Origin of the sequence: Vibrio chagasii (assembly GCA_041879415.1) — a bacterium.
Taxonomy (GTDB): Bacteria; Pseudomonadota; Gammaproteobacteria; order Enterobacterales; family Vibrionaceae; genus Vibrio.
This window is the reverse complement of the sequence record CP090852.1, coordinates 1,099,552-1,116,123: the sequence shown is the minus strand read 5'-3', so window position 1 is coordinate 1,116,123 and position 16,572 is coordinate 1,099,552. Positions and strand designations below refer to the sequence as shown.

Sequence of the window (16,572 nt, the reverse complement as noted above, 5' to 3'; positions counted from 1 at the left end):
TCCATCAACAGAGTGGATTGAGAGAGTGAGAAATGTTGTTCGATACGATAATTAAAAATGTAGAGGTGTTCGATGGCACCGGCGAACAATCGTTTTGTGCCGATGTAGCAATCCGAGATGGAAAAATCGCCGAAATTGGCAGCATTGATCATGAAGATTGTGGCCAGTTGGTTGAAGGAGCAGGCTTAGCATTGGCTCCTGGATTTATTGATGTACACACACACGACGACACCAACGTCATTCGTTACCCAGACTGCTTACCAAAGATCAGCCAAGGTGTAACAACCGTGATTGTTGGTAACTGTGGTATCAGTGCGTCACCAACGGTTTTAGCTGGTGATCCACCAGACCCTATGAACCTTTTAGGCGCGCAGGCTGATTTCAAATACCCAACCTTTGCCGCGTATGCACAAGCGGTGGAGCAAGCACAACCAGCGGTGAACGTCGCTGCTTTAGTGGGTCACACCACGCTGCGTAACCAAGTGATGGATGACCTACAACGCACTGCAACAGAAGATGAAATTGCAGAGATGCAAAACAACCTTGATTTAGCGATGGAGCAAGGCGCATTAGGTTTGAGTTCAGGTTTGGCTTACGCAAGTGCGAAACAAGCGAACGCCAATGAAGTAATGCAGTTAGCCAAAGTGCTGTCTAGCCATGGCGGCATCTATACCACACATATGCGTACCGAATTCGAAGAGATCTTAAGCGCGATGGAAGAGGCGTTTGAGACCGGGCAATACGCAAAAGTACCGGTTGTTATTTCCCACCTTAAATGTGCAGGTGCGGGCAACTGGGGCAGAACCGTTGAAGTACTTGATTTGATGGACAAGGTTTCAGAGCACCAAGATGTGTCTTGCGACTGCTACCCATATTCAGCGAGCTCTTCGACATTAGATTTGAAACAGGTGACGGACGATTTCGATATCTTCATCACTTGGTCTGAAGCAAAACCAGAACATGCAGGCAAAACCCTTAAGCAGATTGCTGATGAGATGAACCTATCACTGATGGACGCTGCGAAAGCGCTTCAACCAGCTGGTGCGGTTTACCACTGCATGGATGAGAACGACGTAAAACGTGTATTGAAATATAAGCTGACCATGGTTGGTTCCGATGGTTTGCCTAATGACCCACATCCACACCCGAGGTTGTGGGGCACTTTCCCGAAAGTGTTAGGCCATTACTGCCGAGATGAAAAACTGTTCTCGCTACCAGAAGCGATTCACAAAATGACGGGAATGTCGGCAGAGCGCTACAACTTGTCTGGTCGAGGTGAAGTTCGATGTGGTGCATTTGCTGATTTAGTTTTATTTGATCCAAAGAATATTAAAGATACAGCAACATTTGAAAATCCTATTTCAGTTGCTGAAGGAATAGAAAGTGTATTTGTAAATGGTGAGTTAACTTACCAAAAAGGAAAAGTAAGAAATAATCGTTCTGGCGTTTTTATTTATCGTAATTAATTGAATACACGAAAATAAAACGACGAATTAATTTAAATATATTGGAAATCAACCAATATTATCTATAAAGAAGTGGAGTTAAAAAATGACTATTAAACGTTACGGTGTTGAAGGCGGAACAGGTACAGGCGGACAACATTTACCATTTGCACGCGCAACTGAAGCGGGTGGTTTCCTATACGTTTCTGGCCAGACACCGATGACAGATGGTGAAGTAGTTGAGGGTGGCATTATTGACCAGTCTCGCCTAGCGATCCAAAACTGTGTCGATATCATGACTGAAGCAGGCTACGGCCTAGAAGACGTAGTACACGTAAAGGTTGTACTAACGGACTCTCGTTACTTCCAATCTTTTAATAAGGTATTCAAAGAGTTCTTTGGTGCTAACCCACCGGCACGTATCTGCATGGTTTGTGACCTAGTCGTAGACGTGAAAGTTGAAGTAGATGTGACTTGCTACCGCGCTGACCGCGTATAGTAATAACCTAATCACAATAACCTACTTAGAGAGTATTAGGGCGTAATCATCCCTGTTATTATTCCTTAATACTCTCACCCTACATTTATAAAAATTACTTTAATTAAAATATACAAAATAAATAAAGTAATTATATGAAATATAAAATGAATGAATCATAAATAAAAGTTCAGGAATGAGCTTAATATTTCACTGAGAGGTGTCAAATGAACAGCACTCTTTTTCTTACAGGCTTCGGCGTGTACGTATGTTTTTTAATTTGGTTAGGCTGGTTTGTCTCGCGTAATCAAAAATCTGGCGAAGATTTCTTATTAGGCGGCCGTGGCCTGCCACTATTTTTAGTACTTGGTACAACGGTAGCGACGATGGTCGGTACAGGTTCAAGTATGGGTGCGGTTGGCTTCGGCTACGCAAATGGCTGGGCTGGTGCTCTGTACGGAATTGGAGGTGCTGTTGGCATCCTATTGCTTGCGTTATGGTTTGCTCCGGTTCGTAAGCTGAACTTCATGACAATGAGTGAAGAACTAGCGTATTACGTGGGTGCTAACCGAATCGTGAAAAACGTGGTTGGCCTACTTATCTTCATCGCGTCAATTGGTTGGTTAGGTGCGCACATTCTAGGTGGCGGTATGTACCTAGCGTGGATTGCTGACATTGACCTGAACCTAGCGAAGATCATTATTGCAGCGGCATTCACTATCTACGTTGTTATCGGTGGTTACACAGCGGTTGTATGGACCGATACTATCCAAGCTATTATCCTTTTTGCTGGCTTCATCTTGATGGCGGTGATGTCTGTGAACCACATTGGTGGCATGGATAACCTTTACGCTGCGATGGACCCTGCTGCTACGAGCTTTTTAGCAATCGATAAACTAGGCATTCTGCCTGCTGTTTCTCTGGCTGTGGTTATCGGTGTTGGTGTTCTGGCGACGCCTTCATTCCGTCAACGCATTTACTCTGGTAAAGATGTTTCAACTATCCGTCGTTCATTCGTGGCGTCTGGTGTGTTGTACCTTTTCTTCTCTATCATTCCAGCAATCATTGGTATGGCAGCACACGCTATCGACCCAACGCTGGATAACCCCAACTTCTCGTTCCCTTACATCGCAGCAACGGTACTTCCAGTTGGCGTTGGCATGATTGTTCTTATCGCTGGCCTATCTGCAACCATGTCTAGCGCAAGCTCAGATGCGATTGCTGGTGTGTCTATTCTGCTGCGTGACGTATACGTGATGTTCACCGGTCGTGTACCAAACAAAGAATCAATGATGAACTACTCTCGTTTAGCTTTGGTTGTGGTGATTGGTTTTGCACTGCTATTTGCACTGACGTCAAACGACATCATTGGCTACATCACTAAGATGATTTCAACGGTTATGTCGGGCATGTTCGTGTGCGGTATGTTGGGTAAATTCTGGAAACGCTACAACTGGCAAGGTGCACTTGCAACGCTAGTGGGTGCTTCAGTAGCTTCATTCGTAGTAATGCTAAACGCTGACTACACAGCATTCTGGGGCAACCCTGTTATCCCATCATGCTTGTTCGCTCTAGTAGCAGGTGTGGCAGTGAGCCTAGTGACTCCGGCTAACCAAGTAACACCAGAAATGGCAAAAGCGATTCTTGATGACGAGCGTGCTCTGATGGAGATGGAAATGTCTGAGACTGGCGTACTTGAAGAAGAAGCGGCACCTCAACGCCCTGCAAATCAAACAAGCTAAACCTAGTCTCCACAACTGGTTTGCTTAACTCAGGCCCTGCTTAGTGGTAGGGCCTTTTCCCCATATATCTCTCTATTTTAGGATCGGCTATGTCGACATCTTCACACTACAATATTGCTTTTTTTGGCGAATGTATGGTCGAAATCAGCGGCTCTCCATTAACCAAAAAGTTTGGCGGTGACACGCTAAATACCGCGCTTTACCTTTCTCGCTTAACTCAACATAAAGACCTATCAGTGCATTACGCGACAGGTCTTGGTGGCGATGAACTGTCTCAAAATATGATTGATAGTTGGCAGTTAGAAGGTATTCAAACCAATTTCGTAGAGCGCATTGCGAACAAGCTTCCGGGTCTCTACATGGTCGAAACCGATGAGATTGGTGAACGACACTTTCATTACTGGCGCAACGATGCGGCAGTCAAATCTTACTTCCAAGCGAATGATCTGAATAAGCTTGAAATCGCGCTGACAGAGAAACAAGTCGACGCGGTTTACATTAGCGGGATCAGTATCGCGATTTTAGATGACACCTCCCGTGAACGCCTGTTGAAAGCCATTGGCGTGTTCTCAAATCAAGGCGGTAAGGTGATTTTCGATAACAACTATCGCCCACAGCTTTGGACGACTGACCAAGCTCAATATTGGTACGCCAAGTTATTGCCATTGGTAGACATCGCGCTGATCACTGAAGACGACGACCTACTGGTTTGGGGTAACTCTGAGAGCGTTCAACAACGTTGCCTTCGCTTGGGTTGCCAAGAGATCGTTATCAAGCGTGGCTGTGAGCCATGCAAAATTGTTCAGGTAGAAAGCGGCAAGGTAGTAGAAAGCTACGTATCAGCGACAGCTGTTGCGAACGTTGTTGATACGTGCGCTGCCGGTGACTCCTTTGCGGCGGGTTACTTAGCTGCACGCTTAACGGGCGAGAGTGCTACCGAAGCTGCTGAACTCGGCCACCAACTGGCTTCTACCGTTATTCAATATTCAGGCGCCATCATCCCAGTAAGCGCTATGAACCACTTAATCAAAAAATAGAAAGATAAAGCGAAATTATTATGTCTCAAGAAATGATCAACACTCTTAAGCAATTCAAAGTTATCCCTGTTATTCAAATCAACAAGGTGGAACACGCGATTCCACTAGCAAAAGTGTTAGTAGAAAACGGCCTGCCAGTAGCAGAAGTGACGTTCCGTACCGAAGCGGCAGCGGATTCGATTCGTGCGATGCGTGATGCCTACCCAGAGATGTGTATCGGTGCTGGCACAGTATTAACCCCTGAGCAGATCGATCTTGCGAAAGAGGCGGGCAGTGAGTTCATCGTAGCGCCTGGTTTGAATCCAAACACAGTTAAGCGTTGCCAAGAGATCGGCATGCCAATCGTTCCTGGCGTAAATAACCCAAGCCAAGTAGAGCAAGCGCTTGAACTTGGCCTTAACTTCTTGAAGTTCTTCCCAGCAGAAGCGTCTGGCGGCATCAACATGGTGAAATCTTTGCTAGCGCCTTACGTTGATGTGTCACTAATGCCTACAGGTGGTATCGGTAAACACAACGTTAATGATTACTTAGCCGTTGATCGCGTCGTGTGCTGTGGTGGCACGTGGATGGTTTCTCCAAAGATGATCGAAAACGAGCAGTGGGACGAGATTGCCGTGCTGGTTCGTGAAGCGGTTGAGCTGGTTAAATAGCTAATAGCTAATAGCTAAAAGCAAATAGCTCATTTGTTTTGAATTGACGACAAACAGCAGCAGTGGCTGATGGTTCTGTTTTGTGAATCGCCTCCGATAAACAAAACAGAACCCCCGTTATATAGGAAAACTAATAATGAAAAAAACTATATTGTCTCTATTGATTTCAGGTTCAGTAGTGTCCCCAATGGCGTTAGCAATGGCTCCGAATACCGATCTTAACTTAATGCCGTACCCACAAACGGTTGAACTACAAGCAGGGCAAGTAAAGGTCGACGGTAACTTCAAGGTTTACATCAAAGGCTATAATTCTGATCGTGTTGAGTACACGGCGAAACGCTTTGTCGATCGTTTGGTACGCCAAACCGGTATCCCGATTCTGAATTGGCAGGTTGATAGCGCAGACGAAGCAAACCTGATCATTGATATTGACGCAGCTCCAAAGTCTGAAATTCAGAACATCGACTCAGAAGAGTCTTATAAGATTACCACTCAGGGTGAACAAATCACGCTGAGCGCCCCAAGTCCTTATGGCGCTATTCACGGTATCGAAACCCTTTTACAGCTCGTTGAAACAACAGCGACTGGCTACCACATTCCTGCCGTTACGATTGTTGATGAACCTCGTTTCCGTTGGCGTGGTGTTTCCTACGATACCTCTCGTCACTTTATTGAATTTGATGTGTTGATTCGTCAGCTAGATGCGATGGCTTCTGCGAAAATGAACGTGTTCCATTGGCACTTCTGGGACGACCAAGGTATCCGCATTCAAACGGAATCTTGGCCGCGCCTATGGTCAGAAACTACCGATGGTGATTACTACACCAAAGACCAAGTTCGTTACCTAGTCGAGTACGCTCGTAACCTTGGTATTCGTGTGATTCCTGAAGTCTCACTACCGGGACACTCTTCTGCTGTGGCGCATGCTTACCCACGCTTAATGTCGGGTGGCGAAGGTCAAAGCTATGACCAAGAGCGCGGCTGGGGTGTGTTTGAGCCATTGATGGACCCTCTGAACCCAGAGCTTTATGAAATGCTGGGTGATGTGTTTGATGAAGTGACCGAGCTATTCCCAGATGAGTACTTCCATATTGGTGGCGATGAGCCAAATTACTCTCAATGGATCAACAGCGAAAAGCATCAGAAATTCATCGAAGAGAACGACATTGATGGCGAGCGCGGTTTGCAGTCTTACCTCAACGTAAAAGTTGAGAAGATGCTGGAAGAGCGCGGCAAGAAGATGACGGGTTGGGATGAGATTTGGCACAAAGATCTGCCAACTTCTATCGTGATTCAAAGCTGGCAAGGTCACGATAGTATCGGCCGTGCAGCGCAAGAGGGGTATCCAGGTATTCTGTCTACCGGCTACTACCTAGACCAGCCTCAGCCTACTAGCTACCACTACCGCAATGACCCAATGCCAACTGGCATCACGGTTGATGATAAGCTTCACAGCGGCGAGAAGTTCGTGACTTACCAGTGGCAAAAGCCTCGCTCTAAAGGCAGCCCACGTAAGGGAACGCTGACTATCATTGAAGCAAAAGACGGTACTTTCCGTGCGTTTAGCGATTACAACGGTAAGTCTCGTGAAGAGATCTACATTCTTGATTATGTGCCGGGCAAAACTTTTGTCGGTCATTTCGATAACTTCATGTCTTACACTGAGTTTAACCTGAACCTAAATCCAAATGGGTTCTCTGAGGGTAGCTACCAATTGATTGGTAACGTGCGCTGGCCAACCACAGGTGAAGTGATTGCGAGTAGCGATATCGAAGGCAGTGTAATCCCTGAGCCCAATGGTGGTTACCCTGCAGAACTCACCGACAAAGAAAAAGAGTTGATTCTAGGTGGTGAGATTACGATATGGCTTGAGAACAAAGACAGCCTCACAGTAGAAAACTACTTATGGCCTCGTAGCTACGCTATTGCAGAACGCTTCTGGTCGGATGCTGAACTGACTGATGAACGCAGCATGTACAAGCGCATGAAAGCGATGGATACATGGTCGGAAATCTCAGTAGGTCTGCGTCACCACGCGGATGCTGATATGTTGCTGAAGCGTATTGCCAGAGGCCAAGATATCCAAGATCTTCGTATTCTCTCAAAGTATACCGAGCCAGCACAATACTATGCTCGTAACTGGGAGAAATGGAACTCAACAGAGCCTAAAGGCACTTTGTACAGTCAATACGAGCGCCTAAACCGCTTTGTTGATGCGCTGCCAGTAGAAAGCTATGCGGTGTATGAGATGCAAGACTTGGTTAACGAAGTTGCGACAGGCAATCAACAGGCATTGGAGCAACTTACAGAGCATTATCAGCAAGCAAAATCGGCTGCATTTGCCGCTGAAACTATCTTTGCTGCTAACGTCTCTTCGGTAGAGACTGTGGTGGTGGCAGAGAAAACGGTCGAAGTTGCCGATCTGGCGTTAACCTTGATTGCTAAAGTGAAAGCGGGTGAGCAAGTTCGAGAAGCAGACGCGAATGCCTACCAAGCTATCCTATCTGATGCTGCGAAGATCTACGATGAATCGATCATTGCGATTGTTCGTCCAACGGAGTCACTGCTCAAGCAGCTGAGTAAGTAAGCGAGAGAATAACTCACACGCTAATAAACTCTCCAAACCGCCCTCTATGGGCGGTTTTTTTGTTTCAGAATTCAAATAGAGTATGTGTCTAAGATGTTATGTAAGCGATTACTCACTATCGGCACTTTTAAGCGTTAGTGTGAACGTCATTCCTTGTTCAGGGTTGTTCTTTGCAATTAGATAGCCTTGCATATCGCGTACATTGTTGGCGGTGATGGCGAGTCCGAGCCCGAGACCTTCGCCCATTTTTTTATTGGTGTGGAAGGGTTCGAAAATAGTTTCTAGTTGGTCTTCGGATACGCCACAACCGTTATCTTGCACCCTGATGATGACACGCTCTTGTTCGGTATGAACACTGATAACAATGGTCGCTGGTTTCTGATTTTGCGTAGCATCGATAGCATTGCTTAAGAGATTCCCAAGCACTTGTCTAAGTCGTGCTTCTTCGCCCATCACCATTGAAACATTAGAGGCGACACGTACTCGAATATCGACACGTTCTAACGCGGCTTGGTGAATGCGTAGGGTTTCTTGAAGTGCGTCTGTTAGTGAAACCGGATAAGGCTTTTCCAATCTTTGAAAGGCGAAGGACTTTAACTGACTCGTCATGTTGGCCATTCTGTCGATCAGGCTCATTACCAGATCCATGTTCGCTTTCAACATCTTAGTCTCGCCTCTCTCCATCAGTAATTGATTACTTGAAAGCAAGGTTTTGAGGCCAGTAAGCGGTTGATTGAGTTCATGAGTAATCGCGCTAGACATGCGCCCCAATGCGGCAAGTTTGCTTGATTCGACTAACTCTTGCTGCGCATCTTTTAGGTCTTGCGTTCGCTCTTCTACCCTCAGCTGAAGTGTTTTATTAGCTTCCTGTACCGCGATCTCCGCTTTCTTACGTTTACTGATGTCAATCACAGTACATAGGTAATAGGTAGTAGCATGCCAAGGAAAGGGGCTAATAGAGAACAACACCGGGAAGTAGCTGCCATCGCTGCGTCTTGCCATGGTTTCAACACTAGTGATCTCGGCCAACTCCTGATGTTGTTCTAAGTTCTTCAACAACTGCAAAGTGGTTGAGTTCGGGTTACCGGCCTCAAAAAGTTGCCATGCTTTGATGTTGCTGATCATCGAATCGGATAGGCAGAAGTAGTTTTTCGCCATCAAATTAATGTCGTGGATGTGACCGTGTTTATCGATCAGCACAAGTCCAACGTGTGTCTTGTTGATCATTCCAGACAACCGTTTTTCAGACTCTTCAATTAGCTTTTGGATTCGTAGGTTGCTGAGTTTTTTCTGGCGTCTTTGATAGAGAATGACCAGCAATAGCATGATGAAAAGACAGCCCACCGCCACGCTCCAACTTATCCAGTTAGTGGTTTGATTGAGGCTAGTTAATGGGGTGAGGTAGGTTAAACGCCAGTTGAGGTCATCTAACTTGATGGACTGAATTAGGTAATCCTTACCTTGGAGTCGCCAAACGCGAATGTGGGTTTGGTCGTACAACTCTCGTTTGGTGGCCGTAGGCTGCGAATTGAAGGTGTCGTTAAACCAGTCAGCACTCAATCTATTGTCACTCGAGAGAAAGAACTGATCGCGAGGGTTTTGGAACAGGATTGCTTCGCCATCGGCAAACCATTGATCAGTCAGTAGCGATAAGTCAATTTGCACCGCAACAATGCCCACTACATCAGAGGCTCGATACACCGGAGCGGCAATAAAGTAATCAGGGGTGACGCCTTTGCTTTTGGTTACTACTGAAATCGCCCCGCCTTGCTGGTGGATCTTAGAGACTATCGTGTTGGCGTTTTTACGGCTGAGTTGGCTGCTTTCCACACTCGATACTAGCAAATCGCCTTTGTGGGAGAGTAGGTACCAGCCCTTGGTATTCGCTGCTTTGTCTAATTGAATAAGTTGTTTTTTGATGCGTTTTTCAAGAGGTTCTTCACCATCGATAAAGCGAACCGTAGTTTCGTCGTTGGTAACTAGGTAGGGCAGGTAATAGAAGCGCTTTAGGGTGCGCCTTGCTTCAGCGATGTAGCCAAGGAAGCGCTGCTCAGCATAGCGCTGTGCTTGCTCAAGCTTCCATTGGCTGATTCCATTCTTGGTGGTGACCTGTACTAAACCAATGATTAAACAGGCAAACAGGAATAACCAATATCGATTGTTGTTTATCATTCTTGATTAAATCCTTTTTAAATTAGTGGTTTAAATCAGTTTCTGTTTGCTTTTTGAACCATTGGAGAGTGAAACAAGTTGAACCTAACAAACATCATAAAACTGTTAAAGAGGTGTTATTCAAAGTGGGAGCTAGCTCCTTTTCGTCAGCACTGTTTTTGAATACCGTGGGCGGCATATTCGGTTCAAGTGTTAGGAATAGACCATGCAACGTATAGCTTTGATTGAAGACGATGCGATTGTGCGTCAAGCAACCAGCCAGTGGTTACAGTTGGCTGGCTTCGATGTCACTGCGTTTGAGGTTGGGCAAAATGCGCTAAACGCAGTCAAGCAGGGGGATTTCCACACCATCATTAGTGACGTGCGTTTACCCGATATTGATGGGGTGGAATTACTTGGAAGATTTAAGAGTTTGGTGCCAGAAGTCCCAGTTATTTTGATTACTGGACACGGTGATGTTGATATGGCGGTAAAGGCGTTACATCAAGGCGCCTATGATTTCATCGAAAAGCCGTTTGACCCTGAACGTCTTTCCCAAACCGTTTCTGAAGCGGTCGAGAAGTACCAAAGCAGCCAAGACAGAGTTAACCGTCAAAGCTACTTAAATAACCTAAAGGGTATTGAGCAGGTTCTGATTGGTCGCAGCAAGGTGATGTGCGAACTGCGCGAACAAATACAGAAGGTGGCTTCCATAGACACTAATGTAATCATTTATGGTGAAACTGGCTGTGGTAAGGAGTTAGTCGCTTCTTGCTTGCATGAGTTTAGCGAACGTAAAAGACACCCTTTTGTGCCGCTTAACTGTGGTGCCATTCCTGAAAATTTGTTTGAGAGTGAACTGTTTGGACATGAAGCTGGAGCCTTCACTGGAGCAGCAAAGCGACGCATCGGTAAGCTTGAGTTTGCTGATAAAGGCACGGTCTTCCTTGATGAAATAGAGAGCATGCCTTTGTCTATGCAGGTCAAGGTGCTGCGAACTTTACAAGACAATGTCGTTGAGCGTGTGGGGGGGAACCAGCAGCAACACGTTGATTTGAGGGTAGTCTCTGCCTCGAAATGTGACTTATTGAATCATCCTGACTTTCGCCAAGATCTGTTCTATCGCTTGAACGTTGCCCAACTGCACTTGCCGCCACTTAGTGAGCGTGAAGATGACGCTTTGATCCTTTTTGAACACTTTACTCAAGAAGCGAACAGTGAAACTCGGGTTGCCAGCGAGGCCGATCGCCACGCCTTATTGTCTTATGCATGGCCGGGTAATGTGCGTGAGCTGCGTAATGTCGCGATTCGTTTTGCACTAGATGAGAGCCTAACAGTTGGGGAGATCTTGGCGTGTCGCCCCAATTCGGTAACGGAATCTGCCACTGCGGGAATTCCGTTGGCGGTGCAGGTGCAGAGTTTCGAACGTAAAGTGATTCACGATGCGCTGGTGCGTTATCAAGGGCGCATCAATGACGTGATGCAAGATTTGGATTTACCTCGTCGAACGTTGAATCAAAAGATGGTGCGCTATGCGTTAAACCGAAGCGATTATGTCGATTCATAAATGGCGGTTAGAGCTAAGGGTTGCTCTGAGCCAATAAGCAAGAAATGGCTCACCTCATATTTGGCACTTTATAAATATTGATCACATAAATAGGTCACAGTGTGAGCTAGCTACTTCTGAACAGATGTTAATGGTTGTTTTGGATAAGCAAAAAATGGCTCATTCATTCACTATTAAATAAGCAATAATTAGCTCACTTTAAATGGTGATATAAATAAATTTCAATAAAAACATAAAGTTAAGTTTTGGCATTGCATTTGCTATCTAGCGATTGTTGTTAACAAAAATATAACGTGAATAACTCTACATGGAGAGTAACAATGAAATACAACAAGCTAGTTAAAACTTTAGCAATCGCAATGGCATCCATTGGCCTTATCAGCAACGCCTCTGCTCAAGAAGAGCGCAGCTACATCTTGGCGACCGCTTCAACTGGTGGGACTTACTACCCAGTAGGCGTGGCGTTGGCGACATTGAGTAAAGTTAAGCTTGCGCCAAAGCAGCACTTTTCTTTGGCGGCTATCAGTTCTGCCGGGTCGGGCGAGAATGTAAAACTTTTGAATGAAAATGAAGCCCAGTTCGCTATCTTGCAAGGCTTGTACGGCGCGTGGGCTTGGCAGGGACTAGGGCCATACGAAAAATCGGGTAGCCAAACTCAGCTGCGCTCTGTCTCTATGCTTTGGCAAAATGTGGAGCACTTTATTGTTCGTTCGGATCTGGCTGAAACAGGCACCATGAGTGATTTAGAAAACCTCAACGGTAAGAAATTTTCTATCGGTAAGAAAAACTCAGGTACAGAGAACTCAGGTCGTCAGATCATGCAGGGCTTATCAGTAAACCCAGAACAATTTAAACTCGCCTTTATGGGTTACGGTGGCAGTGCGAGTGCGCTACAAAATGGCACTATTGACGGCATGAACACCCCAGCGGGTGTACCTGTGGGCGCAGTAACCCAAGCTTTTGCTGCTCTAGGTGAAGATATTCAAATCCTTTCGTTTACCGATGAACAGATCAAACAAGCGAATGGCGATTACAACATCTGGACCAAGTACGAGATCCCTGCCAATACCTACCCAGGTGTTGATAAGCCGATCACCACAATCGCTCAACCTAACTTCCTAGCGGTTCGTGAAGATATCTCAGAAGAAGATGTCTACCAACTAACCAAAGCTATCTATGAAAACCTACCTTTCCTACAAGGCATCCATAAAGCAACCAAAGCCATGGCGCTTGAGAAAGGGATTGCAGGTCTGCCTGTTCCACTTCACCCGGGCGCAGCACGTTACTACAAAGAAGTGGGCATCGAGCTTCCTTCTGAGTTGATCGTTAACTAACGGCTTTCGTCGACTCACTTTTTTAGTCGATCCCCCATCTTTAATGGCTTAACCGCTAGGTGCGCGTTCACGTTGTGAATGGGTTCGTGCACCTGCTTATCTTATGGATTTTCTCTGCGCATTTTGCTGTGGAGAGCAGGAGTTTTCTATGAGCGATTCGCTGCAGCAGGAACTGAAAAAATTTGAATTGCCGACCCGAACGGATTTTCCGTGGGTAGGCAAAGCGATAACAACCATGGGAGTGATCCTCTCCCTATTACACATTTGGTTTAATACCTTATCTACCTTACCGGAGCTTTGGATCTCTGCGACTCACTTTGCTGGTTTCGCGATCATTTGTGCGCTTTGGTATCCCGCTCATATCTCATTGAAAAAGAGCAAGGTAGCGCTGGCGGTCGATATCGGTATTGCCTTGGCAGCATTGGCTTGCCTTATCTATATCCCCTTTGCAGAGGATGCCCTTTATGAGCGAGGCGTAAAGTTCATCGCCAGTGATTGGTTCTTCTCTATCTTGGCGATTGCCATCGTCATTGAGCTGATTCGTCGTACCATGGGCTGGTTTATTCCTGTACTCATTCTGGTGTGTTTGAGCTACGTAGTGGTGTGGGGACAATGGACCAGCGGTATCTTCCACTTTCCTGGTTTGAGCCTTGAGACACTACTCTACCGAAGCTTTTATTCATCGGAAGGTATGTTTGGTTCTATCTCTAGAATCAGCTGGACCTTCGTGTTCATGTTCATCCTATTTGGTGCTTTCTTAGTACGCTCGGGCGTCGGTGACTACATCATTGATGTTTCACGTGCCGCGGCGGGCAAAGTGATCGGTGGTCCCGGTTTTATTGCGGTGATTGGCTCTGGTTTGATGGGTTCAGTGTCCGGTTCTAGCGTGGCTAATACGGTGTCGACGGGGGTTATCAGTATTCCTCTGATGCAAAAAGCAGGCTTCCCTTCGCGTTTTGCGGCAGGTGTTGAAGCGGCGGCATCAACGGGTGGGCAGTTGATGCCACCTGTGATGGGGGCTGGTGCCTTTATCATGGCGTCTTACACACAGATCCCTTATGTCGACATCATTGCAGTCTCTTTCTTGCCAGCGCTTATCTACTTCTTGTCAGTGGCGTTTTTCGTACGTATTGAAGCGAAGCGTAGCGGTGTACAAAAAGTCTCTTCAGGTTGTGAGCCTCTATTAAAAGTACTCTTGTCTGGTTGGCATAACCTTATCCCTCTTGCAGTGCTTGTAACTCTGTTAGTGCAAGGTTTTACTCCGACGTACGCTGCGGGTATCTCAATCATCTCGGTAGTTGTCGCGTCGTGGTTCTCTAAAAATCATAAAATGGGACCAAAGGCGATCATCGAAGCGCTCTCTCAAGGCGCAAAAAACATGGCAACCACAGCCGTATTGCTAGTGGGTATTGGTTTGGTGATCAACGTGATCAGCACCACGGGCATTGGTAATACCTTCTCATTGATGATCAATAGCTGGGCGAATGGTGATTTGTTAGTAATGATTGCCTTGATCGCGCTAGCATCTTTGATTCTCGGTATGGGCCTGCCAGTAACTGCGGCTTACATCGTGTTGGGCACTCTGTCTGCTCCAGCCTTGTACAAGTTGATTGCTGAAAGCCAGCTGCTTGACCTGTTGGTTTCGGGTCAGTTACCTGAACAGGCGAAAGCGATTTTCATGTTGGCAGCGCCAGAAAAGCTTGAACTGCTTAATGCACCAATGGCTCTGGAAACCGCAAAAGAACTGATTGCGTTAGTGCCCGCTGATTTTGTCGAAACCCTGCTTGAGCAAAGTTTAGGCTTAGAAGCGATCAGCCTTGCGCTGCTCTCTGCACACTTGATTATTTTCTGGCTATCGCAAGACAGCAACGTGACACCACCGGTTTGTTTAACCGCCTTTGCGGCAGCAACGATTGCTAAAACGCCGCCAATGAGAACGGGGTTAATGGCATGGAAGATCGCCAAAGGCTTGTACTTGGTGCCACTGCTTATCGCTTACACCAACTTGGTAAGTTGGGATGTGACCTCGGTTTTAGTGACTGGCGGCTTTGCTATTATTGGCACTTATGCGTTTATTGCAGCGATTGAAGGTTACCTCGAGAGCGAAATCAATCTTGTGTTGCGCGCGGTATTGATTGCCTTAGGTGTGGCTTTGGTTTGGCCTGATGTGTCAATCGTGATCCGCTTGGTAGGTGTGGCACTGTTTGTTGCTATCTTCTTATACAGCGGTCGTAAGTACGATATCAATCAAGTGAAAAAGCAGTCGGATGAAGAGCAAGAGTCTTTGTCTCAAACCGAGCCTGGCACTGTCGCTTCTTCCCTATAATTTAAAGGACTGAATGTAGGAACATTATGAACTCAATATACGACTATATTATCGTTGGTGGTGGCATTGTTGGCGTGTCGACGGCATGGCAACTGCAACAAGCTCACCCTGATAAAAGTATCCTTTTAGTCGAAAAGGAGCGTGGCTTTGCGCAGCACCAAACAGGTCACAACAGTGGTGTGATTCACGCTGGCGTTTACTACGCTCCGGGTAGCTTGAAAGCAGATTTCTGTAAGCGTGGCGTGGAGCGCACCATCGCGTTTTGCCGCCAACATGATATCCCCGTCGAAAACTGCGGCAAGTTATTGGTTGCGACCAATGAGCAAGAAGTTGAGCGCATGAACGCACTCTATCAGCGCTGCCATGATAACGATATTGATGTCGATTTGTTGGATCAAGCGCAGCTCAAACTCGCCGAGCCGAACATCACTGGTTTAGGGGCGATTTACGTCAAAACCACCAGTATCGTCGACTACAAAAAAGTCACTGAGGTGATGGCTCAGCAGTTTGTTGAGGCTGGTGGGGAGTTGAGTTTAGGTACGGAAGTTATCCTGGCTGATGAGCAATACGATGAGGTTCAGTTAACCTGTAAAGTGGATGGGCAGACCTTGCAGTTGAACAGTCGATTCTTGATCACTTGTTCAGGCTTAATGGCAGACAGAATGACTAAGATGCTTGGCATTGAAACTGACTTCCAAATCGTCCCTTATCGCGGTGAATACTATCAGCTGGATGCTAAACATAACCAAGTGGTGAATCACCTTATCTATCCTATCCCTGATCCTGAGCTGCCTTTCCTCGGCGTGCACTTAACACGCATGATTGATGGTTCGGTAACGGTAGGGCCCAACGCGGTTCAAGGGTGGAAACGAGAAGGTTACGGTAGGCTGAACTTTAGCATCAAGGATACCTTGCAGATGCTGAGCTTTACTGGTTTTTGGAAGGTGACGGCTAAGCACCTAAAAACCGGTTTGATAGAGTTCAAAAACTCGTGGTGGAAGCCGGGATATCTAAAGTTGGTCAATAAGTACTGCCCAAGTATCACTGTGTCTGACTTCAAGCCATACCCTGCAGGTATTCGTGCTCAAGCGGTACTCAAAGATGGAACCTTGGTTCATGACTTCCTGTTTGCGGAAAGCCCAAGAAGCTTGCATGTGTGCAATGCACCATCGCCAGCGGCGACTTCAGCGATGCCTATTGGCGAATACATTTGTGGCAAGATAATGCGTAAAACAGCCAGTTAAATAGCCCTAGC

Annotated in this window: 11 protein-coding genes; 10 read left to right on the top strand and 1 reads right to left on the bottom strand. The window is 46.4% G+C overall.

The genetic code is table 11. The features are described 5' to 3' along the window. Positions 1–32 precede the first annotated feature (32 nt). From L0991_18815 to L0991_18790, 6 genes are all read left to right on the top strand, one after another. Complete coding sequence (locus L0991_18815) at positions 33–1,466, top strand: D-aminoacylase (GenBank protein ID XGB64083.1); 1,434 nt, start codon at positions 33–35, stop codon at positions 1,464–1,466. An 85-nt stretch (positions 1,467–1,551) separates the two neighbouring features. Continuing rightward, the gene (locus L0991_18810; GenBank protein XGB64082.1) at positions 1,552–1,944 is read left to right on the top strand and encodes a RidA family protein; all 393 of its coding nucleotides are present in this window, start codon (positions 1,552–1,554) and stop codon (positions 1,942–1,944) included. Between the two features lie 206 nt (positions 1,945–2,150). Then, positions 2,151–3,665 (top strand): sodium:solute symporter family protein, encoded by a 1,515-nt coding sequence (locus tag L0991_18805; protein ID XGB64081.1) that lies wholly within the window; start codon positions 2,151–2,153, stop codon positions 3,663–3,665. Positions 3,666–3,754: 89 nt separating this feature from the next. Beyond that, positions 3,755–4,702 carry a sugar kinase gene (locus L0991_18800; protein XGB64080.1) on the top strand — a complete coding sequence of 316 codons (948 nt, stop codon included), beginning with the start codon at positions 3,755–3,757 and terminating at the stop codon, positions 4,700–4,702. Positions 4,703–4,722: 20 nt separating this feature from the next. Further along, on the top strand, positions 4,723–5,352 hold the full coding sequence (locus L0991_18795; protein XGB64079.1) for a bifunctional 4-hydroxy-2-oxoglutarate aldolase/2-dehydro-3-deoxy-phosphogluconate aldolase: 630 nt from the start codon (positions 4,723–4,725) through the stop codon (positions 5,350–5,352). Positions 5,353–5,488: 136 nt separating this feature from the next. Then, complete coding sequence (locus tag L0991_18790) at positions 5,489–7,939, top strand: beta-N-acetylhexosaminidase (protein ID XGB64078.1); 2,451 nt, start codon at positions 5,489–5,491, stop codon at positions 7,937–7,939. A gap of 108 nt (positions 7,940–8,047) precedes the next feature. Here L0991_18790 and L0991_18785 read toward each other — a convergent pair whose 3' ends face one another. Continuing rightward, a complete protein-coding gene (locus L0991_18785; protein XGB64077.1) occupies positions 8,048–10,111 on the bottom strand; it encodes an ATP-binding protein in 2,064 nt (687 codons plus the stop codon). A gap of 205 nt (positions 10,112–10,316) precedes the next feature. Between L0991_18785 and L0991_18780 the strand changes: the two genes are divergently transcribed. The 4 genes from L0991_18780 to lhgO all read left to right on the top strand — a co-directional run bounded on the left by L0991_18780 (position 10,317) and on the right by lhgO (position 16,561). Beyond that, positions 10,317–11,657: a sigma-54 dependent transcriptional regulator gene (locus tag L0991_18780; GenBank protein XGB64076.1), complete on the top strand. Its 1,341-nt coding sequence runs from the start codon at positions 10,317–10,319 to the stop codon at positions 11,655–11,657. Positions 11,658–11,977: 320 nt separating this feature from the next. After that, on the top strand, positions 11,978–12,991 hold the full coding sequence (locus tag L0991_18775; protein XGB64075.1) for a TAXI family TRAP transporter solute-binding subunit: 1,014 nt from the start codon (positions 11,978–11,980) through the stop codon (positions 12,989–12,991). Between the two features lie 148 nt (positions 12,992–13,139). Next, positions 13,140–15,317: a TRAP transporter permease gene (locus L0991_18770; GenBank protein XGB64074.1), complete on the top strand. Its 2,178-nt coding sequence runs from the start codon at positions 13,140–13,142 to the stop codon at positions 15,315–15,317. Positions 15,318–15,343: 26 nt separating this feature from the next. Further along, complete coding sequence (gene lhgO, locus L0991_18765; GenBank protein ID XGB64073.1) at positions 15,344–16,561, top strand: L-2-hydroxyglutarate oxidase; 1,218 nt, start codon at positions 15,344–15,346, stop codon at positions 16,559–16,561. Positions 16,562–16,572: the final 11 nt, after the last annotated feature.

Coding starts and splice junctions, on each gene's coding strand:
- L0991_18815 (XGB64083.1), top strand. CDS start 33: ATGTTGTTCGATACGATAATTAAAAATGTAGAGGTGTTCGATGGCACC.
- L0991_18810 (XGB64082.1), top strand. CDS start 1,552: ATGACTATTAAACGTTACGGTGTTGAAGGCGGAACAGGTACAGGCGGA.
- L0991_18805 (XGB64081.1), top strand. CDS start 2,151: ATGAACAGCACTCTTTTTCTTACAGGCTTCGGCGTGTACGTATGTTTT.
- L0991_18800 (XGB64080.1), top strand. CDS start 3,755: ATGTCGACATCTTCACACTACAATATTGCTTTTTTTGGCGAATGTATG.
- L0991_18795 (XGB64079.1), top strand. CDS start 4,723: ATGTCTCAAGAAATGATCAACACTCTTAAGCAATTCAAAGTTATCCCT.
- L0991_18790 (XGB64078.1), top strand. CDS start 5,489: ATGAAAAAAACTATATTGTCTCTATTGATTTCAGGTTCAGTAGTGTCC.
- L0991_18785 (XGB64077.1), bottom strand. CDS start 10,111: ATGATAAACAACAATCGATATTGGTTATTCCTGTTTGCCTGTTTAATC.
- L0991_18780 (XGB64076.1), top strand. CDS start 10,317: ATGCAACGTATAGCTTTGATTGAAGACGATGCGATTGTGCGTCAAGCA.
- L0991_18775 (XGB64075.1), top strand. CDS start 11,978: ATGAAATACAACAAGCTAGTTAAAACTTTAGCAATCGCAATGGCATCC.
- L0991_18770 (XGB64074.1), top strand. CDS start 13,140: ATGAGCGATTCGCTGCAGCAGGAACTGAAAAAATTTGAATTGCCGACC.
- lhgO (XGB64073.1), top strand. CDS start 15,344: ATGAACTCAATATACGACTATATTATCGTTGGTGGTGGCATTGTTGGC.